Source organism: Nioella aestuarii (assembly GCF_050896395.1).
GTDB lineage: Bacteria > Pseudomonadota > Alphaproteobacteria > Rhodobacterales > Rhodobacteraceae > Nioella > Nioella aestuarii.
On record NZ_JBPBBA010000008.1, the window covers coordinates 87,812 to 114,771 of the forward strand.

Annotated in this window: 30 protein-coding genes; 12 read left to right on the forward strand and 18 right to left on the reverse strand. The window is 60.0% G+C overall.

Annotated features, from left to right (window positions below; genetic code table 11):
- Positions 1-34: 34 nt before the first annotated feature.
- The 4 genes from ACROHD_RS07425 to ACROHD_RS07440 all read right to left on the reverse strand — a co-directional run bounded on the left by ACROHD_RS07425 (position 35) and on the right by ACROHD_RS07440 (position 2,740).
- On the reverse strand, positions 35-859 hold the full coding sequence (locus ACROHD_RS07425; protein WP_432676857.1) for an arginyltransferase: 825 nt from the start codon (positions 857-859) through the stop codon (positions 35-37).
- A gap of 108 nt (positions 860-967) precedes the next feature.
- Entirely contained in the window at positions 968-1,402 is a 435-nt protein-coding gene (locus tag ACROHD_RS07430) for an RDD family protein (protein WP_432676859.1), read from the reverse strand.
- 94 nt (positions 1,403-1,496) lie between these two features.
- A complete protein-coding gene (locus tag ACROHD_RS07435; protein WP_432676861.1) occupies positions 1,497-1,925 on the reverse strand; it encodes a DUF2852 domain-containing protein in 429 nt (142 codons plus the stop codon).
- A 125-nt stretch (positions 1,926-2,050) separates the two neighbouring features.
- On the reverse strand, positions 2,051-2,740 hold the full coding sequence (locus ACROHD_RS07440) for a hypothetical protein (protein WP_432676863.1): 690 nt from the start codon (positions 2,738-2,740) through the stop codon (positions 2,051-2,053).
- A 156-nt stretch (positions 2,741-2,896) separates the two neighbouring features.
- Here ACROHD_RS07440 and ACROHD_RS07445 point away from each other — a divergent pair, with 156 nt between their 5' ends.
- Positions 2,897-3,601, forward strand: a complete 705-nt coding sequence (locus ACROHD_RS07445; RefSeq protein WP_432676864.1) for a hypothetical protein — start codon at positions 2,897-2,899, stop codon at positions 3,599-3,601.
- Here the strand turns inward: ACROHD_RS07445 and mnmA are convergent.
- Positions 3,598-4,740 (reverse strand): tRNA 2-thiouridine(34) synthase MnmA, encoded by a 1,143-nt coding sequence (gene mnmA, locus ACROHD_RS07450; protein WP_432676867.1) that lies wholly within the window; start codon positions 4,738-4,740, stop codon positions 3,598-3,600. The genes ACROHD_RS07445 and mnmA overlap by 4 nt on opposite strands.
- Before the next feature lie 124 nt (positions 4,741-4,864).
- On the opposite strand from mnmA, the gene sciP reads away from it, so the two are divergent.
- From sciP to ACROHD_RS07475, 5 genes are all read left to right on the forward strand, one after another.
- Positions 4,865-5,140, forward strand: coding sequence for a CtrA inhibitor SciP (sciP, locus tag ACROHD_RS07455; RefSeq protein WP_432676870.1), 276 nt, complete (start codon positions 4,865-4,867; stop codon positions 5,138-5,140).
- A 115-nt stretch (positions 5,141-5,255) separates the two neighbouring features.
- A complete protein-coding gene (gene ctrA, locus ACROHD_RS07460) occupies positions 5,256-5,969 on the forward strand; it encodes a response regulator transcription factor CtrA (RefSeq protein WP_432676871.1) in 714 nt (237 codons plus the stop codon).
- A 76-nt stretch (positions 5,970-6,045) separates the two neighbouring features.
- Positions 6,046-8,304, forward strand: a complete 2,259-nt coding sequence (gene ligA / locus ACROHD_RS07465; protein WP_432676874.1) for an NAD-dependent DNA ligase LigA — start codon at positions 6,046-6,048, stop codon at positions 8,302-8,304.
- Positions 8,297-10,399, forward strand: coding sequence for an ATP-dependent DNA helicase RecG (gene recG, locus ACROHD_RS07470; protein ID WP_432676875.1), 2,103 nt, complete (start codon positions 8,297-8,299; stop codon positions 10,397-10,399). Before ligA ends, recG begins: the two co-directional genes overlap by 8 nt.
- Positions 10,400-10,539: 140 nt before the next feature.
- Positions 10,540-10,662, forward strand: a complete 123-nt coding sequence (locus tag ACROHD_RS07475) for a hypothetical protein (protein WP_432676878.1) — start codon at positions 10,540-10,542, stop codon at positions 10,660-10,662.
- A gap of 203 nt (positions 10,663-10,865) precedes the next feature.
- Here the strand turns inward: ACROHD_RS07475 and ACROHD_RS07480 are convergent, their stop codons facing one another.
- Positions 10,866-11,318, reverse strand: a complete 453-nt coding sequence (locus ACROHD_RS07480; protein WP_432676881.1) for an iron-sulfur cluster assembly scaffold protein — start codon at positions 11,316-11,318, stop codon at positions 10,866-10,868.
- A gap of 67 nt (positions 11,319-11,385) precedes the next feature.
- Between ACROHD_RS07480 and hisI the strand changes: the two genes are divergently transcribed.
- Positions 11,386-11,745, forward strand: a complete 360-nt coding sequence (gene hisI, locus ACROHD_RS07485) for a phosphoribosyl-AMP cyclohydrolase (protein WP_432676882.1) — start codon at positions 11,386-11,388, stop codon at positions 11,743-11,745.
- 98 nt (positions 11,746-11,843) lie between these two features.
- On the opposite strand, the gene gluQRS is transcribed toward hisI, so the two are convergent.
- The 9 genes from gluQRS to gyrA all read right to left on the reverse strand — a co-directional run bounded on the left by gluQRS (position 11,844) and on the right by gyrA (position 20,756).
- Positions 11,844-12,749 carry a tRNA glutamyl-Q(34) synthetase GluQRS gene (gluQRS, locus tag ACROHD_RS07490; RefSeq protein WP_432676884.1) on the reverse strand — a complete coding sequence of 302 codons (906 nt, stop codon included), beginning with the start codon at positions 12,747-12,749 and terminating at the stop codon, positions 11,844-11,846.
- 7 nt (positions 12,750-12,756) lie between these two features.
- Positions 12,757-14,115, reverse strand: a complete 1,359-nt coding sequence (gene trmFO / locus ACROHD_RS07495; protein ID WP_432676886.1) for a methylenetetrahydrofolate--tRNA-(uracil(54)-C(5))-methyltransferase (FADH(2)-oxidizing) TrmFO — start codon at positions 14,113-14,115, stop codon at positions 12,757-12,759.
- 42 nt (positions 14,116-14,157) lie between these two features.
- Entirely contained in the window at positions 14,158-14,550 is a 393-nt protein-coding gene (locus ACROHD_RS07500; RefSeq protein WP_432676889.1) for a hypothetical protein, read from the reverse strand.
- A gap of 100 nt (positions 14,551-14,650) precedes the next feature.
- Positions 14,651-15,511, reverse strand: a complete 861-nt coding sequence (locus tag ACROHD_RS07505) for a LysR family transcriptional regulator (protein ID WP_432676890.1) — start codon at positions 15,509-15,511, stop codon at positions 14,651-14,653.
- Between the two features lie 136 nt (positions 15,512-15,647).
- On the reverse strand, positions 15,648-16,076 hold the full coding sequence (locus ACROHD_RS07510) for a hypothetical protein (protein ID WP_432676892.1): 429 nt from the start codon (positions 16,074-16,076) through the stop codon (positions 15,648-15,650).
- Between the two features lie 328 nt (positions 16,077-16,404).
- The gene (locus ACROHD_RS07515; protein WP_432676895.1) at positions 16,405-16,998 is read right to left on the reverse strand and encodes a hypothetical protein; all 594 of its coding nucleotides are present in this window, start codon (positions 16,996-16,998) and stop codon (positions 16,405-16,407) included.
- Positions 16,999-17,396: 398 nt separating this feature from the next.
- Positions 17,397-17,783, reverse strand: a complete 387-nt coding sequence (locus tag ACROHD_RS07520) for a VOC family protein (protein WP_432676896.1) — start codon at positions 17,781-17,783, stop codon at positions 17,397-17,399.
- Positions 17,780-18,019 (reverse strand): hypothetical protein, encoded by a 240-nt coding sequence (locus ACROHD_RS07525; RefSeq protein WP_432676898.1) that lies wholly within the window; start codon positions 18,017-18,019, stop codon positions 17,780-17,782. The genes ACROHD_RS07520 and ACROHD_RS07525 overlap by 4 nt, the downstream gene beginning before the upstream one ends.
- Entirely contained in the window at positions 18,012-20,756 is a 2,745-nt protein-coding gene (gene gyrA / locus ACROHD_RS07530) for a DNA gyrase subunit A (RefSeq protein WP_432676900.1), read from the reverse strand. Before gyrA ends, ACROHD_RS07525 begins: the two co-directional genes overlap by 8 nt.
- Positions 20,757-20,950: 194 nt before the next feature.
- Between gyrA and ACROHD_RS07535 the strand changes: the two genes are divergently transcribed.
- Positions 20,951-21,220: an usg protein gene (locus tag ACROHD_RS07535; protein ID WP_432676902.1), complete on the forward strand. Its 270-nt coding sequence runs from the start codon at positions 20,951-20,953 to the stop codon at positions 21,218-21,220.
- 100 nt (positions 21,221-21,320) lie between these two features.
- On the opposite strand, the gene ocd is transcribed toward ACROHD_RS07535, so the two are convergent.
- A complete protein-coding gene (ocd, locus tag ACROHD_RS07540; protein WP_432676904.1) occupies positions 21,321-22,376 on the reverse strand; it encodes an ornithine cyclodeaminase in 1,056 nt (351 codons plus the stop codon).
- The gene (gene rocF, locus ACROHD_RS07545) at positions 22,373-23,302 is read right to left on the reverse strand and encodes an arginase (RefSeq protein WP_432676907.1); all 930 of its coding nucleotides are present in this window, start codon (positions 23,300-23,302) and stop codon (positions 22,373-22,375) included. Before rocF ends, ocd begins: the two co-directional genes overlap by 4 nt.
- Before the next feature lie 121 nt (positions 23,303-23,423).
- On the opposite strand from rocF, the gene ACROHD_RS07550 reads away from it, so the two are divergent.
- Positions 23,424-23,855: an Lrp/AsnC family transcriptional regulator gene (locus tag ACROHD_RS07550; RefSeq protein WP_432676922.1), complete on the forward strand. Its 432-nt coding sequence runs from the start codon at positions 23,424-23,426 to the stop codon at positions 23,853-23,855.
- Here ACROHD_RS07550 and ACROHD_RS07555 read toward each other — a convergent pair.
- Complete coding sequence (locus ACROHD_RS07555) at positions 23,826-24,662, reverse strand: LysR family transcriptional regulator (protein WP_432676909.1); 837 nt, start codon at positions 24,660-24,662, stop codon at positions 23,826-23,828. The genes ACROHD_RS07550 and ACROHD_RS07555 overlap by 30 nt on opposite strands.
- Positions 24,663-24,762: 100 nt before the next feature.
- On the opposite strand from ACROHD_RS07555, the gene ACROHD_RS07560 reads away from it, so the two are divergent.
- From ACROHD_RS07560 to ACROHD_RS07570, 3 genes are read left to right on the forward strand one after another with little or no spacing between them, the layout of a single operon-like run.
- Positions 24,763-25,806: an LLM class flavin-dependent oxidoreductase gene (locus tag ACROHD_RS07560; protein ID WP_432676912.1), complete on the forward strand. Its 1,044-nt coding sequence runs from the start codon at positions 24,763-24,765 to the stop codon at positions 25,804-25,806.
- 19 nt (positions 25,807-25,825) lie between these two features.
- Complete coding sequence (gene thmT, locus ACROHD_RS07565; protein WP_432676915.1) at positions 25,826-26,020, forward strand: 2-hydroxymuconate tautomerase; 195 nt, start codon at positions 25,826-25,828, stop codon at positions 26,018-26,020.
- Between the two features lie 9 nt (positions 26,021-26,029).
- Positions 26,030-26,806, forward strand: coding sequence for an alpha/beta fold hydrolase (locus ACROHD_RS07570; RefSeq protein WP_432676917.1), 777 nt, complete (start codon positions 26,030-26,032; stop codon positions 26,804-26,806).
- The last annotated feature ends 154 nt before the right edge of the window (positions 26,807-26,960 follow it).

The window sequence follows — 26,960 nt, forward strand, 5'->3', positions numbered from 1 at the left end:
GTTTTGTATTGTGGTTCGAATGTGAGGGGCGGGATCAGTCGCCGGTGGCGCGCGTGTCGGGCAGGGAAAGCCGAGCCACCTGTTCCGCGATCGGATCAATGGACAGGGGATGCGCCTCGGACTCGTAGGCCTCTGGGTTTTTCAGATGCTGCCACTTGCCACCCAGATAGACCTCCAGCGCCGAATACTTTGCCTTGTAGCCCATCTTGGAGCTGCCCGGCACCCAGTAGCCCAGATAGACATAAGGCAGCCCGGCATCCCGCGCGATCTGAATATGGTCGAGGATCACATAGCTTCCGAGCGATCTGCTGCCCTGATCGGGGCGGAAAAAGGAATAGACCATGCTGAGCCCATCATCGAGCACATCGGTCAGGCAGACGGCTGTCAGATCATTCTCGGCCTCGCGGTCGCGATATTCGATGACCCGGCTGCGCACAGGGGTTTCCTCGATCATCGCGGCAAATTCGAAAACATCCATATCGGCCATGCCGCCATCGGCGTGCCGGCTATCCAGATAATCACGGAACAAGGCATATTGTTCCTCGGTCGCCCAAGGGCTGCGCGCTTCCCGCACCAACCCCTGATTGCGGCGTATTGCGCGGCGTTGGCTTTTCGTCGGAGAAAAGTCCGCCACCCGGATACGGGCCGACAGACAGGCCGAGCAATCAGAGCAGGACGGGCGGTAAAGCACGTTCTGTGAGCGGCGAAAGCCCTGCTTAGACAGCGAATCGTTCAGCTTTTCGGCATGGTCGCCCTGAAGCGCGGTAAACAGCTTCCGTTCCCGCTTACCCTCTAGATATGGGCAAGTTTGCGGGGCCGTCACATAGAATTGTGGCGCGAGCGGTAGGCTATGGCGCATGTCGTCCCGTCTGCAAAAGCTACTGTTACCATCTTGATGGGACAAAGCCTGCAACAGGATGGACGAGCGGGCAACATATTTCGGCCCGCTCGGTAAGTCGACGAAAGATCAGCGCGGGCGATTGATCGCTGCCGTGCCAAGAAATGCGTCCGGCAAACTCTGGTGGCGTTGGCTAAGCGCAATCATCCCGATCGACAGAACCTGCGGCAGGAAAAAGCTGGCGCACAGCAGATAGCCGCCGGTATGCATCATCGCCTCGGTGCCGTTCAAACGTTCGCCTTGGGCGTTGCGCAGCTCGATATTCATCAGCCGCATACCCAAAGTGGCAGATCCCGAGGCGATGCTGATGCTGCGGTATAGAAAGCTGGTGGCAAGCCAGAACAGCGGCCACAGGAACCAGGCCAGCGACAGGGTGAGTACGCCAAGCAGCAGCATGGCGAGGAAAATCAGGCCCACATCCACGACCCAGGCGAAAAGGCGCTTGGCGGGGATGCCTTCGTAAAAGATGGCCTGGCGGTCGGGGTCTGGCAGGGTTGATGTCATGGAATAAGTCATGGCGTGTTTCTTGAGGTTTGAAAAGAACCGGCCGCGCGGGGACAGGCGCGGCCGGCGGGGGCAGAGGCCCGGGTCAGGGGCATCAGGCCTCTACGGTTTCAGCGTCAACAGCCTCTTCCCGGGCCCGGCGGGCACGGTCGGCCATGAACTGGTCGAACTCGGCCTTGTCCTTGGCTTCGCGAAGGCGGTTAAGGAAGCTTTCAAAGGCGTCTTGTTCGTCTTCCAACCGGCGCAGCGTATCGGCCTTGTACGTGTCGAAAGCGGTGTTGCCGGAGCTGCGGAAGGAATGGCCATGGGAATGCTTACGGGCACGGCAGCTTTTGTTGAACATACGTTTGCTCCAGATCATGTAGAAGAGAAGGGCGAGGCCAATCGGCCAGAAGAAGATGAAACCAAGGACCATGGCGGCGATCCAGGCGCCCTTGCCTTTGTCATCAAGCCAGTCTTCGGCGCGCGAAAACCAGCCTTTGGCGGTATCGGCCACATCGGTGGTGGTGGCGGTTGCGGTCATGGTGTCCTCCGTCTCGGGGTTAATGTAAACAGTCTTTACATGACCCAAGATGGGGGACGTCCCCGGAAGCTTCAAGGGCGAATGTAAAAAGATTTTACATTTTTTCGGGACGACCTGCGCCGACGTCATCTGCCCGGCAGGCAAACCCCTTCAAAACCGCGACCGGTTACTCGGGTCATGCGGGACGGGCGGTTGGGCTGGCGACATGCAACCAGCGTATATCCGTTGGGGTTGCCCGGCACCGAGGACAGACCGGTCCCGGCGGGATCCAGCAAGGTTGTCTCATCCGGGGCAAGGGCAACGGACTGTGCACAAGGCTCAGGGTTGTGTTCGTTCGGCAGGCAGAGGCCTACGACAATCTCCTGATCGCACAGATTGGTGGCTTCCAGAACGCCATCTTCACCCGGAGCGTACCGAACGCAGGCATTGACGTCGTCCCGCAGCGAGGCCCTTTGATAAGCCCCTGTAAGCTGGTTCACCACAGCAGGCACGATAAAGGCCATGCAGGTGGCAAACAGCAGTCCAGCCCATATGGGCACCCTGCGCGGCTGTCCTTTCTGTTCGAACATTGTCAGCGCGAAAAGGGCGAACCAGCCTCCGATAAAGACCATGCCGCCGGTGATGTCAGGCAACCAGGGCACGGCGCGCCAGCGTGGCTGAATCCATGCAAACACATGCGGAAGGACATAGGCCGAGGCCAGCCCGACGAGCACAAGCTGCCAGAACCGAATGCCGCCACGCGACCGGGTCGCGGCGAAGGCGATGACAGCTCCGGTAATCCCGAAGAACCAAGACCCATCAATAAAACCGGGCATATGTCCCCCAATGGCTGTTTTTCGAAATGAGATTGTCGGAGATAAGCCTGTGTCGGCTGAGGTGTAAAGCGCTGAATTGCCAAGCTGTTTCAGGGTCGTTGGTGGTGTGGCGGTTGCCTCTATACGCAGTGGCCCCGCTACGTCACAATCTTGGACATGCTGCGTCTGATCCCGTCCATTCTGATGTTAACCCTTGCGGCATGTCCGCTGCGGGCCGATCCCGTGCCACCGGACCTTGCGGCTTTGCTCGATATCATGGGTGCCCCATTTCAACCGCGCGAAGCGGTTGCCATGCAACTGGCCGAGGCTTTGCCATTGTTCAGCCCGCTGCCCGAGCCCGCAGCCCCAAGCCCGACGGAGGGTGATCTGTATTTCTGGTCTGTCGAGGGCCGCTTTGGTTTGCCGATCGAAGGCGTTTCGGCCCCTGGTGGGTTGGTAACTTGTGCCCGTTACGGGCGGATCACGCTGGATCGGTTGCAGGAACTGCCAAGCTCTGACGCGCGGGTGTTTCCGCTGATGCGGCAGGCTGCGATCTTGCATGACGATGCCACCGCATGGCCAGAGGCCGCCGTGGCGCGGCTGGTGTGTCAGGTAACATGGGATGACGGCCGCCGAGTTGGGCCGCTGGCGGGCGATGCGGTGCAATTGATCCTGTCCGAGCAATTCACCACGGTTCGCGTCATAGCTGACCCGGCAGAGCGCCCGGCCTCTGTGCGCGTTTTCGGGCCGGGTGGCTACGTGATCGAGGGGCAGGGCGGGCCGTCTGATATGGTGCGGGTCATCGACCGGGCCGAGGTTCGGCAGGTCGCTACGCACCAGCTGATCCTGTTGCGCAGCTATCTACTGGGCGGGGGTGCCTAGTAGCCTCTCCAGATCCAGCCACCACCGAAGATGCGGCTGCCGTCGGGATCGTAGAACACACAGGCCTGACCGGGGCTGACACCTTCCTCGGCCACGATCAGTTCCACCTCGGCCTCGGTCTCCGAAATTGGCCGGATCACCGCCTCACGCGGGGGGCGGGTGGAGCGGATCTTGACCGCCAGGTGCCATTCGGGACGAGAGGTAAAGGGCTCATCTCCCAGCCAGTTGATTTCGCGCACAGGCACGATCCGTTTGGACAAAGCCTCTTTCGGGCCGACCACGACCTGGCGTGTGTCCGGGTCAAGTTTGACCACGTAAAGCGGCGTTTCCAGCCCGCCAATGCCAAGCCCGCGCCTTTGGCCAATCGTATAGTGGATCACACCACGATGTGCGCCCAGGACATTGCCGTCCATATCGACGATATCGCCGGAATCTGCCGCGCCAGGGCGCAGTTTCTCGATCACCGAGGCGTAGTTTCCGTCCGGCACGAAGCAAATATCCTGGCTGTCGGGTTTGTCCGCAACCGGCAACCCGTATCGGGCCGCCAATTTCCGGGTTTCGTGCTTTGATGGCAAATGACCCAAGGGAAAGCGAAGGAATTCCAGCTGCTCTTTTGTTGTTGAGAACAGGAAATAGCTTTGATCACGCGATGAATCCGCCGCGCAATGCAATTCCGCGCCGTTTGAGCCTTCCATTCTCTGAATGTAATGCCCGGTTGCCATGCAGTCGGCATCCAGATCGCGGGCGGTTTCCAGCAGGTCCTTGAACTTCACCCGCTCGTTGCAGCGGATGCAGGGCACGGGCGTTGCGCCGGCAAGGTAGCTTTCCGCGAACTCGTCGATTACGGCGTCTTTGAAGATATTCTCGTAGTCCAGCACATAGTGGGGGAATCCCATCTCTTCGGCCACGCGCCGGGCGTCATGAATGTCGCGCCCCGCGCAGCAGGCGCCCTTCTTGGCAAGCGCTGCCCCGTGATCGTAAAGCTGCAAGGTCACGCCGATAACGTCATAGCCTTGTTCTGCAAGCTCTGCGGCGACAACGGAGCTGTCGACACCGCCCGACATCGCCACCACGACACGGGTTTCCGAGGGCGGCTTGGCAAAGCCAAGGGAATTCACGGGATGTGGGTCAAGGGGCATGAGAGTCTCCGGGGGTTTCAGGGGCAATATAGGAAAATGCCACCTATCCTCAAGGGACGTGCTTACCGGCTGTTAAACTCTTTGCGACAGGGTGGCCCTCAACCCGAGCGGTGAGAGGAGCGCTATGTATATCAGACGTGTCAAAGGGGTCCAATCCGTTACCCTTCCCGATGGCAGCGTAATGACACGCGCAGATCTGCCCAGTGCCGCAACCCGGAGATGGGTTGCAAGCCGAAAAGCGGCCGTGGCAAATGCCGTTTCATATGGCCTTCTGGACCGGGAGGAGGCATGTCGCATTTACGCGCTGTCCGAGGAAGAATTGGACAGTTGGACTCGCGCCGTTTTCGAACACGGGGAGCAGGCATTAAAGGCAACAGCGCTTCAACGTTTCCGCGCATAATGCAATTTTGGGATTGCAATTACGCAATTTTGATAAGACTGTCTATAAAGATAACTTGAAATTAACAAAGTGTGCCGATGGTTGTAACCAGTTCGAAAGATTCGGAGAGTTCATGATGCGTGTCTTGCTTGTAGAAGATGATCCCACCACCTCCAAAAGCATTGAAATGATGCTCAGTCATGCCAACCTAAATGTGTATTCGAGCGATCTGGGGGAAGAGGGCATCGACCTTGCCAAGCTATACGATTACGACCTTATCCTTCTCGATTTGAACCTGCCCGACATGAATGGCCACGAGGTGCTGCGCCAACTTCGCCTGTCCCGTGTCGATACGCCAATCCTGATCCTGTCCGGCTCTGATGATACCGAAAGCAAGATCAAGGGTTTTGGCTTCGGGGCAGATGATTATCTGACGAAACCGTTTCATCGCGATGAGCTTGTGGCGCGCATCCACGCCATCATCCGACGCTCCAAAGGCCATGCCCAATCCGTGATTCGAACGGGTCGGATCAACGTCAATCTCGACGCCAAGACCGTTGATGTTGATGGGCGCGCCGTGCATTTGACGGGCAAGGAATACCAGATGCTGGAACTGCTCAGCCTGCGCAAAGGCACCACGCTGACGAAAGAGATGTTCCTGAACCATCTCTATGGCGGCATGGATGAGCCGGAACTGAAGATTATCGACGTGTTTATCTGCAAGTTGCGGAAAAAGCTGTCTCAGGCCACCGGCGGCGACAATCATATCGAAACGATCTGGGGCCGGGGCTATGTGCTGCGCGACCCAATGGAAGAGGCGCAGCCTCAGGGCTTCGCCGCCTCGGCCTGATCTGCTCTCACGTCTGGACCTCCCGGTTACGGCCTCCTATCACTCTAGGAGGCCGTGACAGTTTCGAGAGGCACAAATGGCAACGCAATCCGTGACACCTGAAGACCGGGCGAATGCCGTGACCGAGGCTGAGGCACCGGCACGTTTGAAAGAGCTGGCCGCAGCGATTGCCCGTGCCAATGACGCATATCATCGACAGGATGCGCCGGACATCTCTGATGCGGATTACGACGCGCTGAAACGCGAGAATGCAGCGCTGGAGGCGCGCTTCCCCGCGCTCAAACGCTCTGACAGCCCCTCTGATCAGGTGGGCGCTGCCCCGGTTGAGGGGTTTTCCAAGGTGACCCACGCCGTTCGTATGCTATCGCTTGGCAACGCGTTCGAGGATTCGGATGTCGCGGAATTCGCCCGGTTCATCCGCAGTTTCCTGGGGCTTTCACCGGAGTCCGCCCTGGAATTCACCGCGGAACCCAAGATCGACGGGCTTTCCCTGTCTCTGCGTTATGAAAACGGTTTGCTCGTGCAGGCTGCCACGCGCGGCGATGGAGAGGTGGGCGAGAATGTCACCGCCAATGCGCGCACCATCGCAGACATCCCGCAGACGCTGGCCGATGCGCCCGAGGTGCTCGAGGTGCGGGGTGAGGTCTATATGTCCCACGCCGATTTCGAAGCGCTCAATGAGCGGCAAGCGCAACGTGGGGGCAAGACCTTTGCCAATCCGCGCAATGCCGCTGCCGGATCGCTTCGCCAGCTCGATGCATCCATCACCCGCGACCGACCTCTCAAATTCTTTGCCTATGCCTGGGGCGCGCTGTCTGCACCGCTGGCCGACACCCAGATGGGTGCGATCGAGCGGCTAAAGGCGCTTGGGTTCCAAACAAATGACCGCACTAAGCTATGCGACACAACCGAGGCCATGCTTGCCCATTACCGCGAGATTGAGCAGGCCCGCGCCACGCTTGGCTATGACATCGACGGGGTCGTCTACAAGCTGAACGATCTGGCGCTTCAGGCAAGGCTTGGTATGCGTTCGACAACGCCAAGATGGGCCATCGCCCATAAATTTGCAGCTGAACTGGCCTGGACCCGTCTGGAAGCCATCGACATTCAGGTAGGTCGTACAGGTGCCCTCAGCCCGGTAGCGCGCCTCGCCCCGGTGACGGTTGGCGGTGTCGTGGTATCTAATGCAACGCTGCACAATGAGGACTATATCGCAGGGCGCGATTCCTCGGGCAATCAGATCCGTGAGGGCAAGGATATCCGGGTGGGCGATTGGGTGCAGGTCTATCGCGCCGGCGATGTGATCCCAAAAGTGGCCGATGTGGATCTGTCGAAACGGCCCGAGGATGCCAAACCCTATGAATTCCCGAGCATATGTCCCGAATGCGGGTCCGACGCGGTGCGAGAGGAAGGCGACGCCGTGCGCCGTTGCACCGGCGGGCTGATCTGTCCCGCGCAGGCGGTCGAGAAGCTTAAGCATTTCGTCAGCCGCGCGGCGTTTGATATCGAGGGGCTCGGCGCCAAGCAGGTGGAACAGTTCCACAAGGATGGCTGGGTGTCGGAACCGGCGGATATCTTCACGCTTCAGGCGCGCTATGGCAGCGGCTTGCAACAACTGAAGAATCGAGAAGGTTGGGGGGATAAATCGGCTGCGAACCTGTTCAAGGCGATTGAAGAGAAACGTTCCATCCCTCTGAAACGGCTTCTGTTTTCGCTTGGGATCCGGCATGTGGGGGAAGTGGCTGCCGCCGATCTTGCCCGCCATTTCGGGTCTTGGTCCGCCCTGGCCCTAACCGTCGACCGGGCACGTCCCGCCGCCGAAGCCGCGCGTGCGGCGGATGAAGCCATCGCTGCTGAGCGTGCGCGCGCTGCTGACGAAGGTCGCCGCGCCCAAATCAGCGCCACGCGGGATGCCATTTGGCAGGACGTGCCAGCCGAGGCCCGCACTGCATGGGACGAAATAACCGGCATCGACGGGATCGGGACCACAGTTGCGCAGGCGCTTGTCACCGCCTTTGGGCAACCGCGCGAACGGGAATCCATCGATCGGCTGGTCGCGGCTTTGAAAGTGCAGGAAGAGGCGGCGCCCACCACATCCGACAGCCCCGTGGCTGGCAAAACAGTCGTCTTCACCGGCAGCCTAGAGAAGATGACGCGTGCCGAGGCCAAGGCGCGGGCGGAGGGGCTTGGGGCGAAGGTCTCGGGTTCGGTCTCCGCCAAAACGGACCTTCTGGTGGCGGGGCCTGGGGCCGGATCGAAGGCCAAGAAGGCCGCTGATCTGGGCGTGGAAACCATAGATGAGGACGCTTGGCTCGCGTTGATCGGTGATGGTTGAGATGCCCAAGGGACGCCCTGAAATCCTGTTCCCTCTGTTCGCAGAGCTGGAAGGGCTGGATGGGATTGGACCCAAAACGGCAAAACATTACAAGGGTTTGGGGGTGGAAACACCCAATGACCTATTGCTGACCCTACCCGTTGGCGGCGTGGACCGAACCCGCCGGGCCAGCATCCGTGATGCGGTGCTGCCGGGGATCGTGACGGTCGAGGTGGAGGTTGGCCCGCACCGGAAGCCCGCCTCGCGTGGGCGGCCCTACCGGGTGCAGGTGACGGATGCTTCAACAAGCTTCGAGCTGGTCTTTTTTCACGCACATGGCGACTATCTGCAACGGGTTTTGCCGACGGGCAGCCGCCGACTGGTCTCTGGCAAGGTGGAGCTATTTGACGGGCTGGCGCAGATGGTCCACCCCGATCACATCCTGCCCCCGGCCGAAGCAGACGAAATTCCAGCCTATGAACCGGTCTATCCGCTGACAGCAGGTGTGACACAAAAAGGGATTGCCAAAGCCATCGCCTCGGCCCTGCCGCGGGCGCCCTATTTCGGGGAATGGATTGATCTGGAGCTGCTGAAATCCCGAAAATGGCCTGCCTGGCCCGATGCGCTGGAGCAGCTTCATTGCCCGGAGGGGCCGGAAACCCTGTCGAGAAACCACCCTGCGCGAGAGCGGCTGGCTTATGATGAGCTGCTGGCCCATCAGCTGACACTCGGTCTGGCGCGACTTAAGCTGAAGCGTGCCAAGGGTCGGGTCAGCGCGGGGGATGGGGCGTTGCGTGGCAAGGTGTTGAAATCACTTCCCTATCATCCAACCGGCGCGCAGGAACGGGCGATTGCAGAAATCGCGGCGGACATGGCCAGCCCGGTCAAGATGAACCGCTTGCTGCAAGGCGATGTCGGCGCGGGCAAGACGCTGGTGGCGTTGATGGCGTTGCTGGTGGCGGTGGAAGCGGGCGGGCAGGGAGTGATGATGGCGCCGACCTCGATCCTTGCCGCGCAGCATTTCGATGGGTTGAAACCGCTTGCCGAGGCTGCGGGTGTGCGGCTGGAAAGCCTGACTGGCCGCGATAAGGGGGCGGAACGGCGCGCGAAGCTGGAGGCGCTTAGATCGGGGGAGATCGGCATTCTGGTGGGCACCCATGCGGTGTTTCAGGATGATGTGGAATTTGCTGATCTGCGGCTTGCCATTGTCGACGAACAGCATCGGTTCGGGGTGCGCCAGCGGGTGAAGCTGGGCCAGAAGGGCGCGCAGGCAGATGTTCTGGTGATGACGGCAACACCCATTCCCCGCACGCTGAGTCTTGCCACCTATGGCGACATGGATATCTCGGTTCTGGATGAAAAGCCGCCGGGGCGAAAACCCGTGCGCACCGCGCTGGTCAGCACCGCGCGCATGGACGAAGTGGTCGATCACCTGCGTCAGGCGGTGGCCGAGGGCCGGCAGGCCTATTGGGTCTGCCCCCTTGTGGGGGAAAGCGAGGCTGTCGAAATGACCGCCGCCGAGGAACGGTTCAAGAGTCTGCGCGCCGCATTGGGCGAGGGCGTCGTGGGGTTGGTGCATGGCCAATTGCCGCCGGCCGAGAAAGACGCCGCCATGGCAGATTTTGTGGAGGGACGGGCCCGCGTTCTGGTCGCCACGACGGTGATCGAGGTGGGGGTGAACGTGCCCAATGCGACGATTATGGTGATCGAACAGGCAGAAAATTTCGGGCTGTCGCAATTGCACCAGCTGCGCGGGCGCGTGGGCCGGGGCGAGGGTGCGTCGACCTGCCTGCTGCTCTACCGCGCGCCGCTTGGGGAAACTGCCACGCGAAGGTTGCAGGTCTTGCGGGAAACCGAGGACGGGTTCCGCATCGCCGAAGAGGATCTGGCGATCCGAGGGGCGGGAGATCTGATCGGCACCGCACAATCGGGACTGCCGAAGTTCCGCGTGGCCGATTTGGAGGGGCAAACAGCATTGATGAGCATCGCGCAATCGGACGCGCGGGCGCTGTTGGATCGGGATCCGGAGATGATCAGCCCGCGCGGACAATCGGCGCGGGTTCTGTTGTGGTTGATGGAGCAGGAAAAGGCGATCGGGCTGATCTCGGTCGGATAAGGAAGGTTAATAACCTATTAACCATCGTTAACCATTGGGCTCCGTTTGTTCTCAAATGTTCTCATAAAGTTCTTGCATTCCGCCTCTGGATATGAGAACAAAGCGTTAACACGCCACAAGTTGTTCAGGAATTGGAAACCATGATCACTCAGATCCGCCAGATTATCGAATCCTCGCGCGACTCATTGCTGTATGATTTTGCCGGTGTTCTGGCGATCGGTGTCATGACCCTCGGGGCCCTGCATCTGCCCGGCACCCTCTGACACGCTTGCTTTTCTGCCTGCGGTCGTACCTCCGGATGGCTTCTTCATAGCTGCGGGTCTGTCCCCAACTCCCCGCGCTGCCTCTGCCTCAGGGTCTTTGGAACTGCCTGTCCAAACGCCCGGCCACTGGACGCCCCGACACGCATACCTGCCGCCGCCTCCGTGCCCCGGAGAGCGGCGGTTTTTTTGTTTAGAGTTGGAGTTCAGGCGCAGGCGGCGGCTTCGGCCTCGGCCATGGCTTGCGCGGTGGCCTCAAAAGCCAGCATGATCGAGGCGTGGCGGTTCTTGTAGTCACGCGCAGGTTCCAGAACCTCGTAGCCGGTGAAAGGCGCCTCGGGCGGTGGCGCGCCATCCTTCAGCATCGCACGCAGCTGATCGCGGCCCTGTTCCACTTCGGCGCGGGTGCGACCGATGACATTTGCCGCCATCAGTGCAGCAGACGCCTGACCGAGCGCACAGGCCTTTACGTCCTGGCCGAACCGCACGATGCGTCCATCCTCGAGGTCCAGATCCACCGTTACCGTCGAGCCGCACAGCGGCGCGCGCTTTCTCACCGTTGCTTGCGGGGTTTCCAGCCGGTCAGTCAGAGGAATGTCCGCCGCCAGCGCAAGAATGCGCTGCGAATAGAGTTTGATCAGGTCGCTTTCGGTGCTCATGGGCTTTTCCCCCGCGCTGCTGCCCTATAGGTAGCGATCTATCCATGGATTGCAAAGGGTGCCGGTCATGAGCTTTGATCCCGCGACGTTGACATATACCGCTGACGGATTGATCCCGTGCATCGCGCAGGATGAGGGGACAGGCGAAGTGTTGATGATGGCCTGGATGAATGCCGAGGCGGTTGCACGCACCCTGGATACCGGGCGGGTCACCTATTGGTCGCGCTCACGTCAGTCGTTCTGGATCAAGGGCGAAAGCTCTGGCCATGTGCAGGACCTGGTGGAGTTGCGCGTCGATTGCGACCGGGATTGTCTGCTGGCAGTCGTGCGCCAGACCGGGCCTGCCTGCCATACCAATCGCCGCAGCTGTTTTTACACTGCCGTGCAGGATGGGGACGAGGTGGAACTGATGGCGCCCATGGTCTGAGCCCTGCACCTGCGGGGTCTGATGGGTGCCTCCGGCGGGAGTATTTGGACCAAGAAGAAGGGCAGGGCGCGCGTTAAGGTTAATGGGGGCGGTTAACCTTAATGTGAGAGGCCCACCAGGGCGCGAATGTCAGATGGGGTCAGGCCCTCTTCGCGATAGGTGCGGATTGCGCGGGCGTCATCGCGTTTGGCCAGGCGCTTGCCGTTCTCGTCACGGATCAGCCGGTGGTGGTGGTAAACCGGTGTCGGGAGCCCAAGCAGACGTTGCAGGATCACGTGAATCCGCGTGGCGTCAAACAGGTCTGCGCCACGAACAACGTTCGTAATGCCCTGTGCCGCGTCGTCCAGCACAACGGACAGATGGTAAGAGCCGCCCATATCGCGGCGCGCGAGAACCACATCGCCGATGTCGTGGGCCACATCCTCGGGGGTGAATTCGATCAGCCCGCGTGGGATGCCTTCCCCATTTCCCTTTTCCTCAAACGCGGCCACGCCTGCTGTGCCAAGCCGAGGGACAAAGACATCGTCGGCCAATGCCGCTTGCGCCATATTCAGGCGGAGCGCTGTGTGTTTGGGGCGCGCACACATGTGGTTCGGCATACGTGGTTTGCTTCGGCAAGTGCCGGGATAAATGATCCCGTCCGGGCCGAGAAGCGGTGCCCCTTCCTGCGGGGCCGAAGCGGCCTGGGCAATATCACGTCGATTGCACGTGCAGGGATAGAGCAGGTCTCGGTCCCAAAGCTTGTCCAGGGCAGCTGCGTAAATGTCCATCCGTTCGGATTGGCGCATGACCGGCTCATCCCATGTCAGGCCGAGCCAGGAGAGATCGTAATAGATCAGATCCTCCCACTCCGGCTTTGCGCGGGTCTGGTCGATATCCTCAATCCGCAGCAGAAACGCGCCGCCCGCTGCCCGCGCCATGTCATGGGCGAGGATCGCCGAATAAGCATGGCCCAGATGCAGAGGGCCGGTGGGCGATGGGGCAAATCGGGTGCGAAAGGTCACTTCGATTTCAAATGGTTGCGGGGTGGTCTTCACCCTGGTTCAGCCATCCTTGCCAGGCCGCTTTGGCCCGGTCCGTATAGCCCTTGTAGCGCGCTTTCCGGTTTTTGCGCCCGCCTTTCAAGTCGATGGGCGGGAAGAGGCCGAAGTTCACATTCATCGGCTGAAAGGTCTTTGCTTCAGCACCGCCGGTAATGTGGTGGATCAGGGCGCCCATGGCGGTTTCCTGTGGGACGGGGGGCAGTGTTTGACCCAGAACTTCGGCAGCGGCAAGCCGGCCTGCCAAGAGCCCCATGGCGGCAGATTCCACATAGCCCTCGACCCCGGTGATCTGGCCTGCAAACCGGATATGGGGTTGCGAACGCAGGCGCATTTCGTGATCCAGAAGCGTGGGCGAGTTGATAAAGGTGTTCCGGTGGATGCCACCAAGCCGCGCAAAGCTGGCGTTTTCCAGCCCCGGGATCATGCGAAAGACCTCGGTCTGGGCGCCGTATTTCATCTTGGTCTGGAATCCCACGATGTTGAACAGCGTTCCCAGCTTGTTGTCGCAGCGCAGCTGAACCACGGCATAGGGTTTCTGATCGGGCTGATGGGCGTTCGTCAGGCCGATGGGCTTCATCGGTCCAAAGCGCAGCGTCTCGCGGCCGCGTTCTGCCATGACCTCAATGGGCAGGCAGCCGTCGAAATACTTGGCGGTCTCGCCCTCGCGAAACTCGGTCTTATCGGCGGCCAAAAGCGCGTCGATGAAGGCCTCATAGGTGTCGCGGTCCATCGGGCAGTTGAGATAGGCGGTGCGTTCTTCCTCGGTCTCACCTTTGTCATAGCGCGACTGCATCCAAGCCTTGGACATGTCGATGCTGTCGGCATGGACGATGGGGGCGATGGCGTCGAAGAAAGCGAGGCTGTCTTGCCCTGCCTCTTGTGCGATAGCGTCAGCCAATGCGCCTGAGGTCAGGGGGCCAGTGGCGATGATGGCCGGACCCTCGGAGGGCAGCGCATTGACCTCTCCTTCGACGACAGTAACCAAAGGATGGGCGCGCAACCGGTCGGTTACTGATTGTGCAAAAGGGTCGCGATCTACGGCCAGTGCGCCACCTGCGGGCAGGCGGTGGCGATCTGCCATCTCCATGATCAAACCACCGGCGGCGCGCATTTCCCAATGCAGCAAGCCAACGGCGTTTTGTTCGTCATCATCCGAGCGGAAGGAATTGGAGCAGACCATTTCCGCCAGGTTGCCCGTCTGGTGGGCAAATGTGCCGACGGTTGGACGCATTTCGTGAATGACCACGGGGACGCCCATGGTGATGGCCTGCCAGGCGGCTTCGGACCCGGCCATGCCGCCGCCGATAATGTGGATCGCTTTTGTCATAGCCCGCGATGTAGGCCAGTGCCTCGTCCTTGCCAAGTGGGCTTAGACCGGCAGCCGCCAGCCGCGCCGATAGATTGCAAAACGACCCCCGCCCAAAATCAGCAGGGGAAAAGCCAACAATATGGTGATGGCGAGATGGGCAGAACCGTATTGCGTCTGCAATCCAAGCCTCTCGAACCACAGGAGTTGCCCCGCGAACAGGATAAGCCCCAAAGAAGCCATGACACGGGTCTGTAGTCCGAACAGCAGCCAGATAAAGATGAACAGCAGAAGGCCGGACAGGCAGAAGACGGCGGCCCATTCAATCGGATGCAGCCCACCAGTGCCCTGTTGCTGCGCCAGGGCAGCGACCGATATCCCGTCCAGAGCGAAGACCAGAATGGAGAACGCCAGCAAAAGCCTGCACAGCAGGTGTGATAGGGTGAGGATTGTCACTGCTTTGCCTCGAGTTTTCTTTTTAGTAAATACAGAGTATCACCTACTGCAAAAGCAAAAAGACGAATAAATGCAAATAGGCTTTTGCACCACAATCGATCTAGGCCACTTGCGGGGCATAGCGTTGGGCGGAAATTTCCTGAAAACACGAGGAAATCCATAAGATCATATCCTGAATTGCGGTGTCTGACTTTCTGGAAGAATGATAGGCAAGCCAGATCTCAACTGAGATTGGGTCTTCGTCCGGCTCCAGCGGGATGAAATTGTCATCTTCGCGGGCCAGAAGTTCGGGAAGCGGGGCCATCATCCGCGTGGATTGCGCCAGGTGAAAGAGTTGAGCGATCTGAGTCGTTCTGAGAGAGGGGGCGCTCTGGAAATAATCCAGGGCGTGCCGCATGGGTGGGAAATCATTGAACTCTTCGGTTAACCCCGCCCAGGCCATGCGGTCCTTGGACAGCTTGTGGCGATACAGACGGAAGGTCAATTCACCGATCCGGCGCGTGATCAGCCGCCCGTGTTCCGGTTGGCCTGCGCGCAGCATAATATCCATGTCTCCAAGGCCCACCCCATTGGCTCTATCATGTAGTTCAATGGAGTATTTCGGATGATTTTCAATGCTTTCCGTGATTCGTGGAGCCAGAATATTTGACGTCACGAATGGCGGAGCACCGATGCGCAGACGGGCCGACACGGCAGCGTTGGTTCTGGCTTTAATGCGCCGCTCTTCGTTTAGCATCGCGCCTTCGAACGTTTCCACAACTTCGAGCAATCCGACGACGGCGGGGTTCAATTTCCATATACCAGCTGACTTGATGAACAGTGGCATCCCTATTTTCTCACCAAGCCGTTCGATCCGCCGCGAAACAGTCGCGACATTGGTGCCAAGGATCTTTGCGGCCGCACTCATCGTTCCGGTTCGGTTAACGGCCAATGCAAATTTTAGATCGTCCCAGTTTTGCAACCTTGGTCCTTCCTATTCAGCAAGGAATCTTCGATCAAACTAAGTTAATATTAACATAGTTTAATGTAGGGTGCAGATAAATATGAAAAAAGGGCAATCGCAATAGCGATTGCCCCTTGATCTAAAATATTTTTTTTTAGACAGCGTGGTGCGCTTCTTCTCGTCCACCGCTGGAAAGATTAAGGGATTCCCGAACTTCATAAAGCGTGTAGCGCCCACCACCGTACAGAATGAGTGGCACAGAGAAGACCGAGACCAGAGTGATCTTGACCGCCAGGGCCGGGTCACCAGTGGGATTGGTCATGATTGCGGGCAGAACCAGCAGTGCCATTGCCATGGCAGCCACCATCGAGGTGCGGATGCCAAGGATCAGCCAGAAGCTAAGCACAAAGTACAGAGCGGCCAGGGCGGCGGAGTGGAACTCCAGCCCTTCCATGCCGCCGACCACTGTCGGGATGTTGCAATCGCGAAGTTGTGGGACCAGGCCAATGGCGGCCTCGATCATAAGGGTCGCCGAGAGGCAGACCCGGAAGTTCAGTCTCAGCCATTCGGTAAGGTTGGTCATGTGCTCTGTCTCGTTAAGGTAAATCGCTCGTTAACTACAGTCTCCGCTGCAAATGGGGCAGGACAAGGCCGATGACGGGGAACCTTCGGGGTCTTTTACAAGCTATTCAGGCATCAGTACGGACAACAGCACATCATTGTTCTCTATTTGGCAACTTGGCCTAACTTTTTAGACAGGTCTGTGCCACATTTGCGAAGGAAGTCGTTTCCAAATCTGGGGATTGTTCACCCGCGTGATCGGCATCAGGCCGTGATCTTGGTAGAAAAGAAAACGCCGCGTCCTTATCAAAAGGGACGCGGCGCTTGGGCACCCTCTCTGGAGCAGGGGGTCAGCCAGTTGCAGCGAAGTCAGAGAATATGTTGTCGACCGCGTCGGGCAGGTTCGCGGCCAGCTTGCGGCGGCTCACAAAGTTCACCACAGGCGCTTCTGCGACAGGTGCAGGGCGGGCCACGGCCTTGGCTGCGGGGCGGGCGCGGTGCGGGTGGTCGGTGGGGGTAATCCGGCGCGGCGTCACCTTGCGGCGAATGGCGCTGCGCATCCGGTGATCCCGCGGCGCGTTTTCGGCATAGGTCAGCATCAGCGCCGCGATCAGCACGAGGTCACGCCAGAAGGTTCCCAGCTCATCCGCCACGCCAAGTTCAATCATTTGCAGATAGCTGGCAAACAGCGTCATCAAGCCCAGGACAAGCGCAGCCGGGCGCATATACAGGCCGATCATGACCAGAAAGGCGAGGGCGAAGACCAGCATTGCCGACAGCGGCTCGGCCACATGGGCGGGCAGGACTTGCTCGGCCAGGATGGTCAGGTTGGTGCCAGGGATTAGATTTAGCCCAACGGCCAGAAAGTACGATGCGATGACGATCCGCAACAGGTTTTGCGCAGTGGCATTCAGCGTGATGCGTTCGGCGCTTGAATTGGTCATGACCAAAGTCTTCTCTGCTTGGCAGCCTTGCAGACTGGCGTGCGCCCCCCGGCGTGTCGCCCCAGTGGGACCAATCTGGGTCTGAATTCTGGCAGTATTATTATGTATTTGAGGAAAAGGCGGTGCATTCACGCGGCAGGTCTGGGGCGCAAATGCGGCCGGACTGTGGCCCAGTATGAAAACACAACCGCCGCTGGCAGATCTGCCCGCGGCGGTGAGGGGTAACCAATGTGACGAATTCAGGCGAGCGCTGCCCGCGAAAGACGTTTATCGACCGAGAACGCCCCAGCACCATGCGCAACGAGGGCGAGGCCCGCAATGATCATGTCCACAAAAAGGGCCTGTTCCTCAATGCGCAAAACCGCCCGTCTATGCGCCGGTTCTATGCGTTCCAGCGCCTAACTTGGCTCGATCAGATCCCACCGGTTGCCATAGAGATCACGAAAAACGGCGACGGTTCCATATGTCTCGTGTCTCGGTTCTTCCTCGAACACCACACTGGCGGCCAGCATCTGCACACGACTGGCCTCGAAATCGTCGGTGTGCAGGAAATAGCCCACGCGCCCGCCTGCGTGATGGCCAATGGCGCCCACCTGATCATCCACTGCGCGCGCGATTAGAAACTGGGTTGCTGCAGTGCTGTCTGGGGCCATCCGCACCCATCTTTTGCCGCCACCCATATCGGTGTCTTCCAGAAGGACCCAGCCAAGTGCGTCCTGAAACCAGGCAATGGCCTCATCATAGTCACGCGCCAGATAGGCCACGAGCGCCAGCCGATTTGTCATCCCTTGCGTTCCAGTGCCGTGGCGATGCGATCCAGCAGGGCATTCTGTTCGCGCAGCAGGGCATGATGCGCTTCCTGCTGCTCGATCTGCCGGGTCTGGTTGGAGGTGACCTTCTCGGTCTCAGCCGTATGACGCGCCAGATAGTCCTGATAGCGGCCCGATTGATAGCGGGCCAGCGGGATCATCGCCAGGATGACCGCCCCTCCAAACAGGAAGAGCGGAATCCAATCATACATCGGCATCTGCTGCATCGTCCTCATCGCTTTGTTCGGCGATCCAGGCGACCGAGACGACCTCTTCGCCCTTGGCGGTGTCGAAGACCTTCACCCCACCAGCAGAGCGTGATCGGAACGAGATCCCGTCAACCGGGCAACGGATCGACTGACCCTTGGAAGTCGCCAGCATGATCTGATCGCTGATATCGACCGGGAAGCAGGCCACCAGGGCCCCGCCACGCATCGCCTTGTCCATCGCAGCGACGCCCTGACCGCCACGGCCCCGCACCGGGTAGTCATGCGACGAGGACAGCTTGCCCGATCCCTTTGCGGTGATCGTCAGGATCAGATCCTCGGCGGCCGACATCTCTGCATATTTTTCCGGGCTCAGCGCCGTATCTGCCACGGTCTCTTCGTCGCTGTCCTCGGCTTCTTCGGTCACGCCCGCCACGGCACGGCGCATCTTTAGATAGGCCGCACGGTCTTCGGCACTGGCCTCGAAATGGCGGATCACGGCCATGGACACCACGGTTGCGCCATCAGGCAGGCGAATGCCCCGGACACCGGTGGAATCGCGGCCCTTGAAGACGCGAACATCGGTGGTGCGAAAACGGATCGCACGGCCCGCATCGGTGACGAGCATGACATCGTCGTCCTCGGTGCAGATGCGCGCGTTCACCATGCTGACGGACCCGTCCTCGGGCAGTTTCATGGCGATCTTGCCGTTCGAACGAACATTGGCGAAATCCGAAAGCTGGTTGCGCCGGACATCGCCCGCCGTGGTGGCGAAGACGATCTGCAATTCGTCCCAGTGGTCCTCGTCCCGGTCAATGGGTAGCACAGCGGCCACGGATACGCCGGTGGGGATGGGCAGGATGTTGACGATTGCCTTGCCCTTGGACGTACGTCCGCCTTGGGGCAGGCGCCATGTCTTCAGCTTGTAGACCATCCCGTCAGTGGTGAAGAACAGAAGCGGCGTGTGGGTGTTGGCGACGAACAGGTTGGTGACAACGTCATCTTCCTTCAGCTCACCACCCGACAGCCCCTTGCCGCCGCGCTTTTGCGCCCGGAAATCGGCCAGCGGCGTGCGCTTGATATAGCCGCCCGAGGTTACGGTCACGACCATGTCTTCGCGTTCGATCAGGTCTTCGTCGTCCATGTCGCCGGACCATTCGACGATCTCTGTCCGGCGCGGCACGGCAAACTGTTCGCGTACTTCTGCCAGCTCGTCCGAGATGATCTGCATGATCCGTTCACGGCTGGCGAGGATGGCGAGGTAGTCCTTGATCTTGGCGGCGAGCTCTTGCAGCTCGTCGGTGACTTCCTTCACCCCGATCTGTGTCAGGCGCTGAAGGCGCAATTCCAGGATCGCACGGGCCTGCGTCTCAGACAGGTTATACGTCCCGTCATCGTTCATTGTGTGGGTCGGGTCGTCGATCAGCCGGATGTAATCAGCGATCTCACCAGCGGGCCAGCGCCGCGTCATCAGCTTTTCGCGCGCTTCGGCGGCGTCGGCGGATTGACGGATGGTGGCCACGACCTCATCGACATTGCTGACGGCCACGGCCAGGCCGCACAGGATATGCGACCGTTCACGCGCCTTGCGCAGCTCATAGGCGGTGCGCCGGGCGACCACGTCTTCGCGGAAATCCAGGAACGACGTCAGGAACCGGCGCAGGGTCAGCTGCTCCGGCCGTCCGCCATTCAGCGCCAGCATGTTGCAGCCAAAATGGGTCTGCATCTGGGTAAAGCGGAACAGCTGGTTCAACACCACCTCGGGCGTTGCGTCGCGTTTCAGCTCGATCACCACGCGCACGCCGATCCGGTCGCTTTCGTCCTGAACGGCGGAAATGCCCTCCAGCTTTTTCTCACGTACAAGATCGGCGATCTTTTCGATCATCGAGGCCTTGTTGACCTGATAGGGGATCTCGTCGAGCACGATGGCATAGCGGTCCTTGCGGATCTCCTCGACCCTTGTCTTGGCGCGGATGACGACGCTGCCGCGCCCTTCCAGATAGGCCTTTCGCGCGCCGGTGCGTCCCAGGATGATCCCGCCTGTGGGGAAATCCGGGGCGGGGACGTATTCCATCAGCTCTTCGCTGCTGAGGTCGGGGTTCACGATCAGCGCCTGACAGGCGTCGATCACTTCGCCCAGATTGTGCGGGGGAATGTTGGTGGCCATGCCAACGGCAATCCCGCCGGCGCCATTGACCAGCATATTCGGAAAGCGAGAGGGCAGAACCGTCGGTTCCCGGTCCTTTCCGTCATAGTTGTCCTGGAAATCGACAGTGTCCTTGTCGATATCGGCCAGCATGAACGCGGCGGGCTTGTCCATCCGCACTTCGGTATAGCGCATCGCCGCCGGGTTATCCCCGTCCATGGAGCCGAAGTTGCCCTGACCATCCAAAAGCGGCAGCGACATCGAGAAGTCCTGCGCCATCCGCACCAGCGCGTCATAGATCGCGCTGTCGCCATGGGGGTGGTACTTACCCATCACATCACCCACGGGACGGGCCGATTTGCGGTAGGCCTTGTCGTGGCTGTTGTTGGTTTCATGCATCGCATAGAGGATGCGCCGGTGCACCGGTTTCAGCCCGTCGCGCAGATCGGGAATCGCGCGGGAAATGATCACGCTCATCGCATAGTCGATGAAGCTGGTCTTCATCTCCTCTGCGATTGAGATTTGGGGGCCATGGGGCACCGGCGCTTCGGGGCCGGTTTCTTCCATGTTTTCAGGGGGTTCTGGGGTGTCGGTCACGCCTGATGCTCGCTTCTGTCCGCGCGTCTATATATTGTTGTCGGGCAGTATAGAGGGCCGGGATATAGGGTGCAATGGCAATGGCCCGAGGCGGCTGGCACTCGCGCCTGTGGATGGCTAACAATCTGTTTTTGTTGATTTTTAATAAAGCTGTGGCAGCATCATTTTTAGTCAGCAACTCAGGAGGCGCGCATATGGCCCACGAAGAGACCGAATTGATGCTCAAAGGATATGGTCTGACAACCGCAGAAATGTTTTACCACATGCCCGATCACCCGCATGTGTTGAATACCTTCGTCTGGCAGGATTACGACCTGGCGCCGGACCACCCAAAACTCTTTTCCTTTATCGAGTTCTGGCAGGATGAGATCGAAGGCCCGCTGCATTCCGTCCGCTTCACGCATCGCAAGCTGATCGGGCCGGGCGAATGGCGCAACGTCGTGGGTGAACTTACCCTTCACTAACAGAAAATACCCTAACTCCGTCATCAGGGCTGAATTGCCAAAGGGGAATGCGGGGGGAGACACCCCCCGCGGCTCGACGCGCGATGCGCGGCGAAATCCCTTACCCCTTGGCGCGTTGCAGCATCCCGAAAAGGTCGCGCGGATCATCGGGGTCGGCCAGCATGTCGAGCTGGTCGAACAGCGCTGTTCCTTCCAGCCGGTCCCGCACATAGCGAAGCGCCGAAAAATCCTCGATGGCGAAGCCCACGGAGTCAAAAAGCGTGATCTGCCGGGATGACACCCGGCCCTCGGCCTCGCCAAGAATGACCTGCCACAGCTCCGTCACCGGGTGATCTTCGTCCAGCTGCTGAATCTCGCCTTCAATGCGCGTCTGCGGTGGGTATTCCACGAAAATGGACGACCGGTGCAGGATTGCAGGCGCCAGTTCCGTCTTGCCGGGGCAGTCGCCGCCGATTGCGTTGATATGCACCCCTTCGCCAACCATGTTGTCGTTCAGGATCGTGGCATATTGCTTGTCAGCAGTGCAGGTGGTGATGATCTCTGCCCCTTCCATCGCGTCTTCGGGCGTGGTGCAAGTCACAACAGTCAGACCCTGACCGGCCAGGTTGCGCGCGGCTTTTTCAGTCGCCGCGCGGTCGATGTCGTAAAGCCGCACGGTGTCGATCCCAACCACGGCCTTCATCGCCAGCGACTGAAACTCCGACTGCGCGCCGTTGCCGATCATCGCCATGGTCCTTGCGCCTTTCGGGGCCAGATGTTTGGCCACCATGGCCGAGGTCGCCGCGGTGCGGATCGCGGTCAGCACGGTCATTTCGCTGAGCAGCGTCGGATAGCCCGTCGCCACATCCGCCAGAAGCCCGAAAGCCGTCACAGTTTGAAGCCCGGACTTTGTATTGGTCGGGTGTCCATTCACGTATTTGAAGGCGTATTGCTCACCATCCGAGGTTGGCATCAGCTCGATCACGCCCACGGGGCTATGCGCGGCCACACGTGGCGTCTTGTCAAAGAGCGGCCAGCGGCGGAAATCTTCCTCGATATAGTCGGCCATTTCCACAAGCATCCGTTCCAGCCCGATGGAATGGACAAGTCGCATCATGTTTTCGACTGAAACGAAGGGAACGTAAGCACGATCAGAGGGTTGGGGTAGTTTGTTCATGCTGCGAAACTCCTTGTGGGGCGGTCAAAGACGCGGCGGCCCATCAGCGATGCGGTCAGATCGACCATCAGTGATGCGGTGCGCCCGCGTTCGTCGAGAAACGGGTTCAGCTCAACAAGGTCGAGAGAGGTGACAAGCTCGCTGTCATGCAGAATCTCCATGACCAGATGCGCCTCGCGGAAGGTGGCGCCGCCCGGCACGGTGGTGCCCACGGCGGGCGCGATGGAAGGGTCGAGGAAGTCCACGTCGAGCGAGACATGAAGCATCCCGTTGGCCGCTTCGACCCGTGCCAGGAAGTCACGCAAGGGGGCGGCGATGCCATGTTCGTCGATGGCGCGCATGTCGTGGCAGGTGATTTCGGTCGCCGCCAGCGCCTGCTTTTCCTCCAGATCGACGGAGCGCAGCCCGATCATGCAGACATACTCTTGCGGGACAGGTGCCTTCAGCGCCGGGAAATGGTCGAAGCCGGGCAGGCCGGTGATGTAACCCACAGGCGTGCCATGCAAATGGCCGGACCCGCTTGTTGCGGGTGTATGGAAATCGGAATGCGCATCAAGCCACAGCACGAATTGCGGGCGGCCTTGCGCTGCGGCGTATTCCGCCACACCCGCCACGGTGCCAAGCGACAGGCTGTGATCGCCCCCCAGGAAGATGGGAAAGCCGTCTTCCATCGCGTCACGAGCGGCAGGGATCAGCGCCTCCGTCCAGGCGATGGTCTCAGCTAGGGCGTGGACTTTTCCCTCTGTAGGCAGGTCTTTCAGCGGCGCTTGCAAGACGTCACCAAGGTCACGGGTTTCCAGGCCAAGCCGGATCAGTTGTTCGGCAATGCCAGCAGTGCGGAAGGCATCCGGGCCCATCAGGCAACCACGGGTGCGTTTGCCGCTATCCACCGGGGCGCCGATCAGAAGGCAAGGTTTGGAAGTCATGGTGAGTCGATCCTTGATGCGCGTTTTCCCATGGGTAGCGCCCGGATCGGATTGGACAGAAGCGGTCAGAGTGGTCATGTTGGGGAATAATTAACCAAAATGAGCAATGATGATGAGCGACATGGACGAAATAGATCGCAAGCTTCTGGCCGCATTGCGCCGCGACGGGCGGGCCTCGGTCTCTGACCTCGCAATCGACCTCGGCGTAACCCGTGCCACGGTCCGCGCGCGGATGGAGAGGTTGTCGAAATCCGGCGAGATCCGGGGCTTTAGCGTTGTCACGCGCGGTGACATCGCACAAAGCCCGGTGCGCGCGCTGACCATGCTGGGGATCGAGGGGCCGGGGATGGACCGGATCCGTCGTCAGTTGTCAGGGCGGCGAGAAGTTCAGGCCGTGCACTCCACCAATGGCAAATGGGATCTGATCGTGGAGCTTGGGACAGAGACGCTGGAGGCACTGGATTCAGCCCTGCGCGACATCCGCAGGCTGGAGGGTGTCAGCACCTCGGAAACCAGTCTGCTTCTATCGACCAGCAGGTACAGCCGGATCTGAAGGCGCGAGGAAGCTGAAACTCTCGGCACTGGCCTTGCGCCAGGACAGCACAATCCGCCGGTCAAAGCTTAGCGCGCCGGGAACCGGGTGCAGGCACCCCCTGTCCATATCCCCCTGAACGATCCGCACTGGCAGATACGCGGCCCCTCCGTCCCGGCGCATATGGTCAAGCGCCCAATCCGGGTTTGAAAATGCCAGCGCAGCGGTTTCATCCGTTGGCCACGCCTCGGCATGTTGGGCGCGGAATAGGGGGCCGTAGTCGACATAGATATATTGCTTCTGCCACATAAGGTCTGGGCTACTTGTCACCAGGATCAGCCGGTCACTGGCGAATTCCCGGTGTTCGAGCCCTGCGCCGATCACCGGTTCAGACAGCAAAGCCGCGTCGCTCATTCCGCTTTGCAGCCAGGTCTCAGCATCGCGCAACAGCCCGGACCATATCTCGATGGCCGTTTCAGGATGGGCGGCACGAATCTCGTCAATCCAGCGCTGTCCCAGTTCCGGCCACAGACCCGGATCGCAGACAAAACTGAACAGCCGCGTTACCCCGCGCGGCAGGTTTGCACGGGCACGGGCATTTTCCCATGTGCGGGCGATGACCTCGGCCTGTTCGAGAAAGGCAAAGCCCGCCTTGGTCAGAGTCGCCCCCTTGCGGGACCTGACCAGCAATTGCGCGCCAAGCGCCTGTTCCAGCGTATCAAGCCGTGCGGTGACGGCGGATTGAGTGACGTTCAATTGTTCAGCCGCACGGTTGAGGTTTCGGCAGCGGACAACGGCCAGAAAGGTTTGGATCGCGGCGATGTTCATCGCTCGATAATGCAGAAAATTCGAATTACTGCATAGATAAAATCCGTTTTTCAGATGCTGTTTCCCGTGCCACTGTGATCCCAGAAGAGGGAGATGCGCGATGGAGTTCTCGATCCAATTGTCCTCGGACTACCCCGACAAATCCTATGGCGGGGATAGGGTTTACGGTGACATGCTCAATCAGGCGGTGCTGGCGGATCGCATGGGGTTCGATGCGGTGTCTGTCACTGAGCACCACTTGATGAACTGCCTGATGATGCCCGCACCGCTGCAATTCGCCGTCAAGATCGCGGCGATGACCAAGGCGGTGAAGATCATGACCTCGATCGTCGTGCTGCCGCTGCATGACATGCGGATCTATGCGGGCGAGGTCGTGGTGGCCGATATGTTCACAGAAGGCCGCTTGTTGCTGGGTGTCGGGCGCGGGGCCTTCAAGTATGAAATGGAGCGGCTGGGCGTTCCGATGGAAGAAACGCAGGGCCGGTTCAATGAATCGCTGGCCGTGCTGCAAGCGCTGTTGACCGAAGAAGAGGTCAGTTGGGATGGCGACTATTACCAGTTCGATCCCATCACCATCATGCCGCGCCCCGTGCGCCCCGGTGGACCACCGATGATGATGGCGGTGATGAATCCTGAAGGCATCTACCATTGCACCAAACGCGGCTTTCACATCCAAACGACGCCGCTATCGGGCAATCACCAATTGCTGCTGGATCAGGTCGGCGCGTTCAACCGCGCCAAGGCTGATATGGAGGGGGCGGGCGACGGGCTGACCCTGACGTTGTCTCGCGTGGCCCATATCGCGCAAACCCAGACAGAACGGCAGCGCAAGGTTGAAGCCGCGCATCGCTATTACGGGCGGTTCGACAATGTCTTCACCGGTCCGGGGCTGGTCGACAATGGCATGGTTCGGGAACTGCCCTGTGCGACGCCGGTCGAGGAGCTTGGGGAAAGCCTGCTGATCTGTACGCCACAAGAAATGATCGACAAGCTTGGGCCATACGCCGAACTTGGCATCGACCGGGTCATTCTGAACTTCAATTTTGGGCTCGATCCTGCTGATACGCTCGACGCGATCCAGTGTTTCGCGGAAGAGGTCATGCCCCATTTCACCGGCCGCCCTGCCTGCGTTGCTGCCGAGTAACCCACTGAAAGGAAAAAATATGCCAATCATCCGAGTGGAGATGTTCCCTGGCCGAACGACGGATCAGAAACGAGAGATGGTGAAGGCGCTGACCGATGCGTTCGTCGCCACGGCGGGCGGCAATCCGGCCGGCGTTCATGTGATTATCTCTGACATCGAGAAATCTGACTGGGGCACCGGAGGAGAGCTGAACTCCGACCGGTTTCCGGACTAGGGGGCTGATATGACCGATGTGATCGACTGCGAATATACGGTTCAAGGCGAAGGCCCGCCGCTTTTCCTGATCCACGGCATCGGTGCGGCGCGCAACACTTGGGCACAGGCGCTGCCGGTGCTGACGCCGCATTTCACCGTCGTGACCTATGATTTGCGCGGCCACGGGGCCTCTCCCATGCCGGATGGAGAATTTGGGCTGGATGAGCTGGTGGCCGATCTGGAGCGGGTTCGCGAACGGACAGGGTTTGCGACCGCCCATTTCGCAGGTCATTCGCTGGGTGGCATGATCGGCCCGGCCTATGCGCTGAAATATCCCGACAAGGTGCAGTCGCTTGGCCTGTTGTCTACCGCCGCCTTCCGCACGGAAGATGACAGCGCCAAGGTCTGGGGCGTGGTCCGCGCGATGGAGGAGAAGGGCATCCCGCAGGTGCTTGAAACGCTCTCGGATCGCTGGTTCACCGACGGGTTCATTGCGGCCCATCCGGATGTGGTGCGCAATCGGCTAAAGCAGGTGGTGGAGACGGACCCGGAGGTCTTCCTTAACGTCTTCCGCATCTATGCCGGGACCGAAATGGCGCCTTGGCTGCATGAGGTCACAGCGCCGTCACTGGTGCTGACGGGAGAGTTCGACGTCGGCTGCAACCCGCGCCTGAACCGGCTGATTGATCAGGCATTGCCCAATTCAGACCTGGTGATCCTGCCCGACCTCAAGCATTCCTTGCTGCTGGAGGCCGGAGAGGTAGTGGCCGAAAACCTCGTTCGGTTTATCCAAGCGCTGGATTAACCCCTGGGTTTGCGCGGGGGCGTATCGCCGCCCTTGCGGGGTTTCGATCCGGGTTTGTTCAGGCCGGCCTTGCCCGCGCGGGCGGGTTTTGGCTTGGCTCCTGGACGCTCGAACCGCTTGGACGGATCGGCGGCCGATGCGCGCGGGGCGGGGG

Bases quoted from the DNA above. Each gene is read 5' to 3' on its own strand.
- ACROHD_RS07425 (WP_432676857.1), bottom strand. From the start codon at position 859: ATGCGCCATAGCCTACCGCTCGCGCCACAATTCTATGTGACGGCCCCG.
- ACROHD_RS07430 (WP_432676859.1), bottom strand. From the start codon at position 1,402: ATGACATCAACCCTGCCAGACCCCGACCGCCAGGCCATCTTTTACGAA.
- ACROHD_RS07435 (WP_432676861.1), bottom strand. From the start codon at position 1,925: ATGACCGCAACCGCCACCACCACCGATGTGGCCGATACCGCCAAAGGC.
- ACROHD_RS07440 (WP_432676863.1), bottom strand. From the start codon at position 2,740: ATGCCCGGTTTTATTGATGGGTCTTGGTTCTTCGGGATTACCGGAGCT.
- ACROHD_RS07445 (WP_432676864.1), top strand. From the start codon at position 2,897: ATGCTGCGTCTGATCCCGTCCATTCTGATGTTAACCCTTGCGGCATGT.
- mnmA (WP_432676867.1), bottom strand. From the start codon at position 4,740: ATGCCCCTTGACCCACATCCCGTGAATTCCCTTGGCTTTGCCAAGCCG.
- sciP (WP_432676870.1), top strand. From the start codon at position 4,865: ATGTATATCAGACGTGTCAAAGGGGTCCAATCCGTTACCCTTCCCGAT.
- ctrA (WP_432676871.1), top strand. From the start codon at position 5,256: ATGCGTGTCTTGCTTGTAGAAGATGATCCCACCACCTCCAAAAGCATT.
- ligA (WP_432676874.1), top strand. From the start codon at position 6,046: ATGGCAACGCAATCCGTGACACCTGAAGACCGGGCGAATGCCGTGACC.
- recG (WP_432676875.1), top strand. From the start codon at position 8,297: ATGGTTGAGATGCCCAAGGGACGCCCTGAAATCCTGTTCCCTCTGTTC.
- ACROHD_RS07475 (WP_432676878.1), top strand. From the start codon at position 10,540: ATGATCACTCAGATCCGCCAGATTATCGAATCCTCGCGCGACTCATTG.
- ACROHD_RS07480 (WP_432676881.1), bottom strand. From the start codon at position 11,318: ATGAGCACCGAAAGCGACCTGATCAAACTCTATTCGCAGCGCATTCTT.
- hisI (WP_432676882.1), top strand. From the start codon at position 11,386: ATGAGCTTTGATCCCGCGACGTTGACATATACCGCTGACGGATTGATC.
- trmFO (WP_432676886.1), bottom strand. From the start codon at position 14,115: ATGACAAAAGCGATCCACATTATCGGCGGCGGCATGGCCGGGTCCGAA.
- ACROHD_RS07510 (WP_432676892.1), bottom strand. From the start codon at position 16,076: ATGACCAACCTTACCGAATGGCTGAGACTGAACTTCCGGGTCTGCCTC.
- ACROHD_RS07515 (WP_432676895.1), bottom strand. From the start codon at position 16,998: ATGACCAATTCAAGCGCCGAACGCATCACGCTGAATGCCACTGCGCAA.
- ACROHD_RS07520 (WP_432676896.1), bottom strand. From the start codon at position 17,783: ATGACAAATCGGCTGGCGCTCGTGGCCTATCTGGCGCGTGACTATGAT.
- ACROHD_RS07525 (WP_432676898.1), bottom strand. From the start codon at position 18,019: ATGTATGATTGGATTCCGCTCTTCCTGTTTGGAGGGGCGGTCATCCTG.
- ACROHD_RS07535 (WP_432676902.1), top strand. From the start codon at position 20,951: ATGGCCCACGAAGAGACCGAATTGATGCTCAAAGGATATGGTCTGACA.
- ocd (WP_432676904.1), bottom strand. From the start codon at position 22,376: ATGAACAAACTACCCCAACCCTCTGATCGTGCTTACGTTCCCTTCGTT.
- rocF (WP_432676907.1), bottom strand. From the start codon at position 23,302: ATGACTTCCAAACCTTGCCTTCTGATCGGCGCCCCGGTGGATAGCGGC.
- ACROHD_RS07550 (WP_432676922.1), top strand. From the start codon at position 23,424: ATGGACGAAATAGATCGCAAGCTTCTGGCCGCATTGCGCCGCGACGGG.
- ACROHD_RS07555 (WP_432676909.1), bottom strand. From the start codon at position 24,662: ATGAACATCGCCGCGATCCAAACCTTTCTGGCCGTTGTCCGCTGCCGA.
- ACROHD_RS07560 (WP_432676912.1), top strand. From the start codon at position 24,763: ATGGAGTTCTCGATCCAATTGTCCTCGGACTACCCCGACAAATCCTAT.
- thmT (WP_432676915.1), top strand. From the start codon at position 25,826: ATGCCAATCATCCGAGTGGAGATGTTCCCTGGCCGAACGACGGATCAG.
- ACROHD_RS07570 (WP_432676917.1), top strand. From the start codon at position 26,030: ATGACCGATGTGATCGACTGCGAATATACGGTTCAAGGCGAAGGCCCG.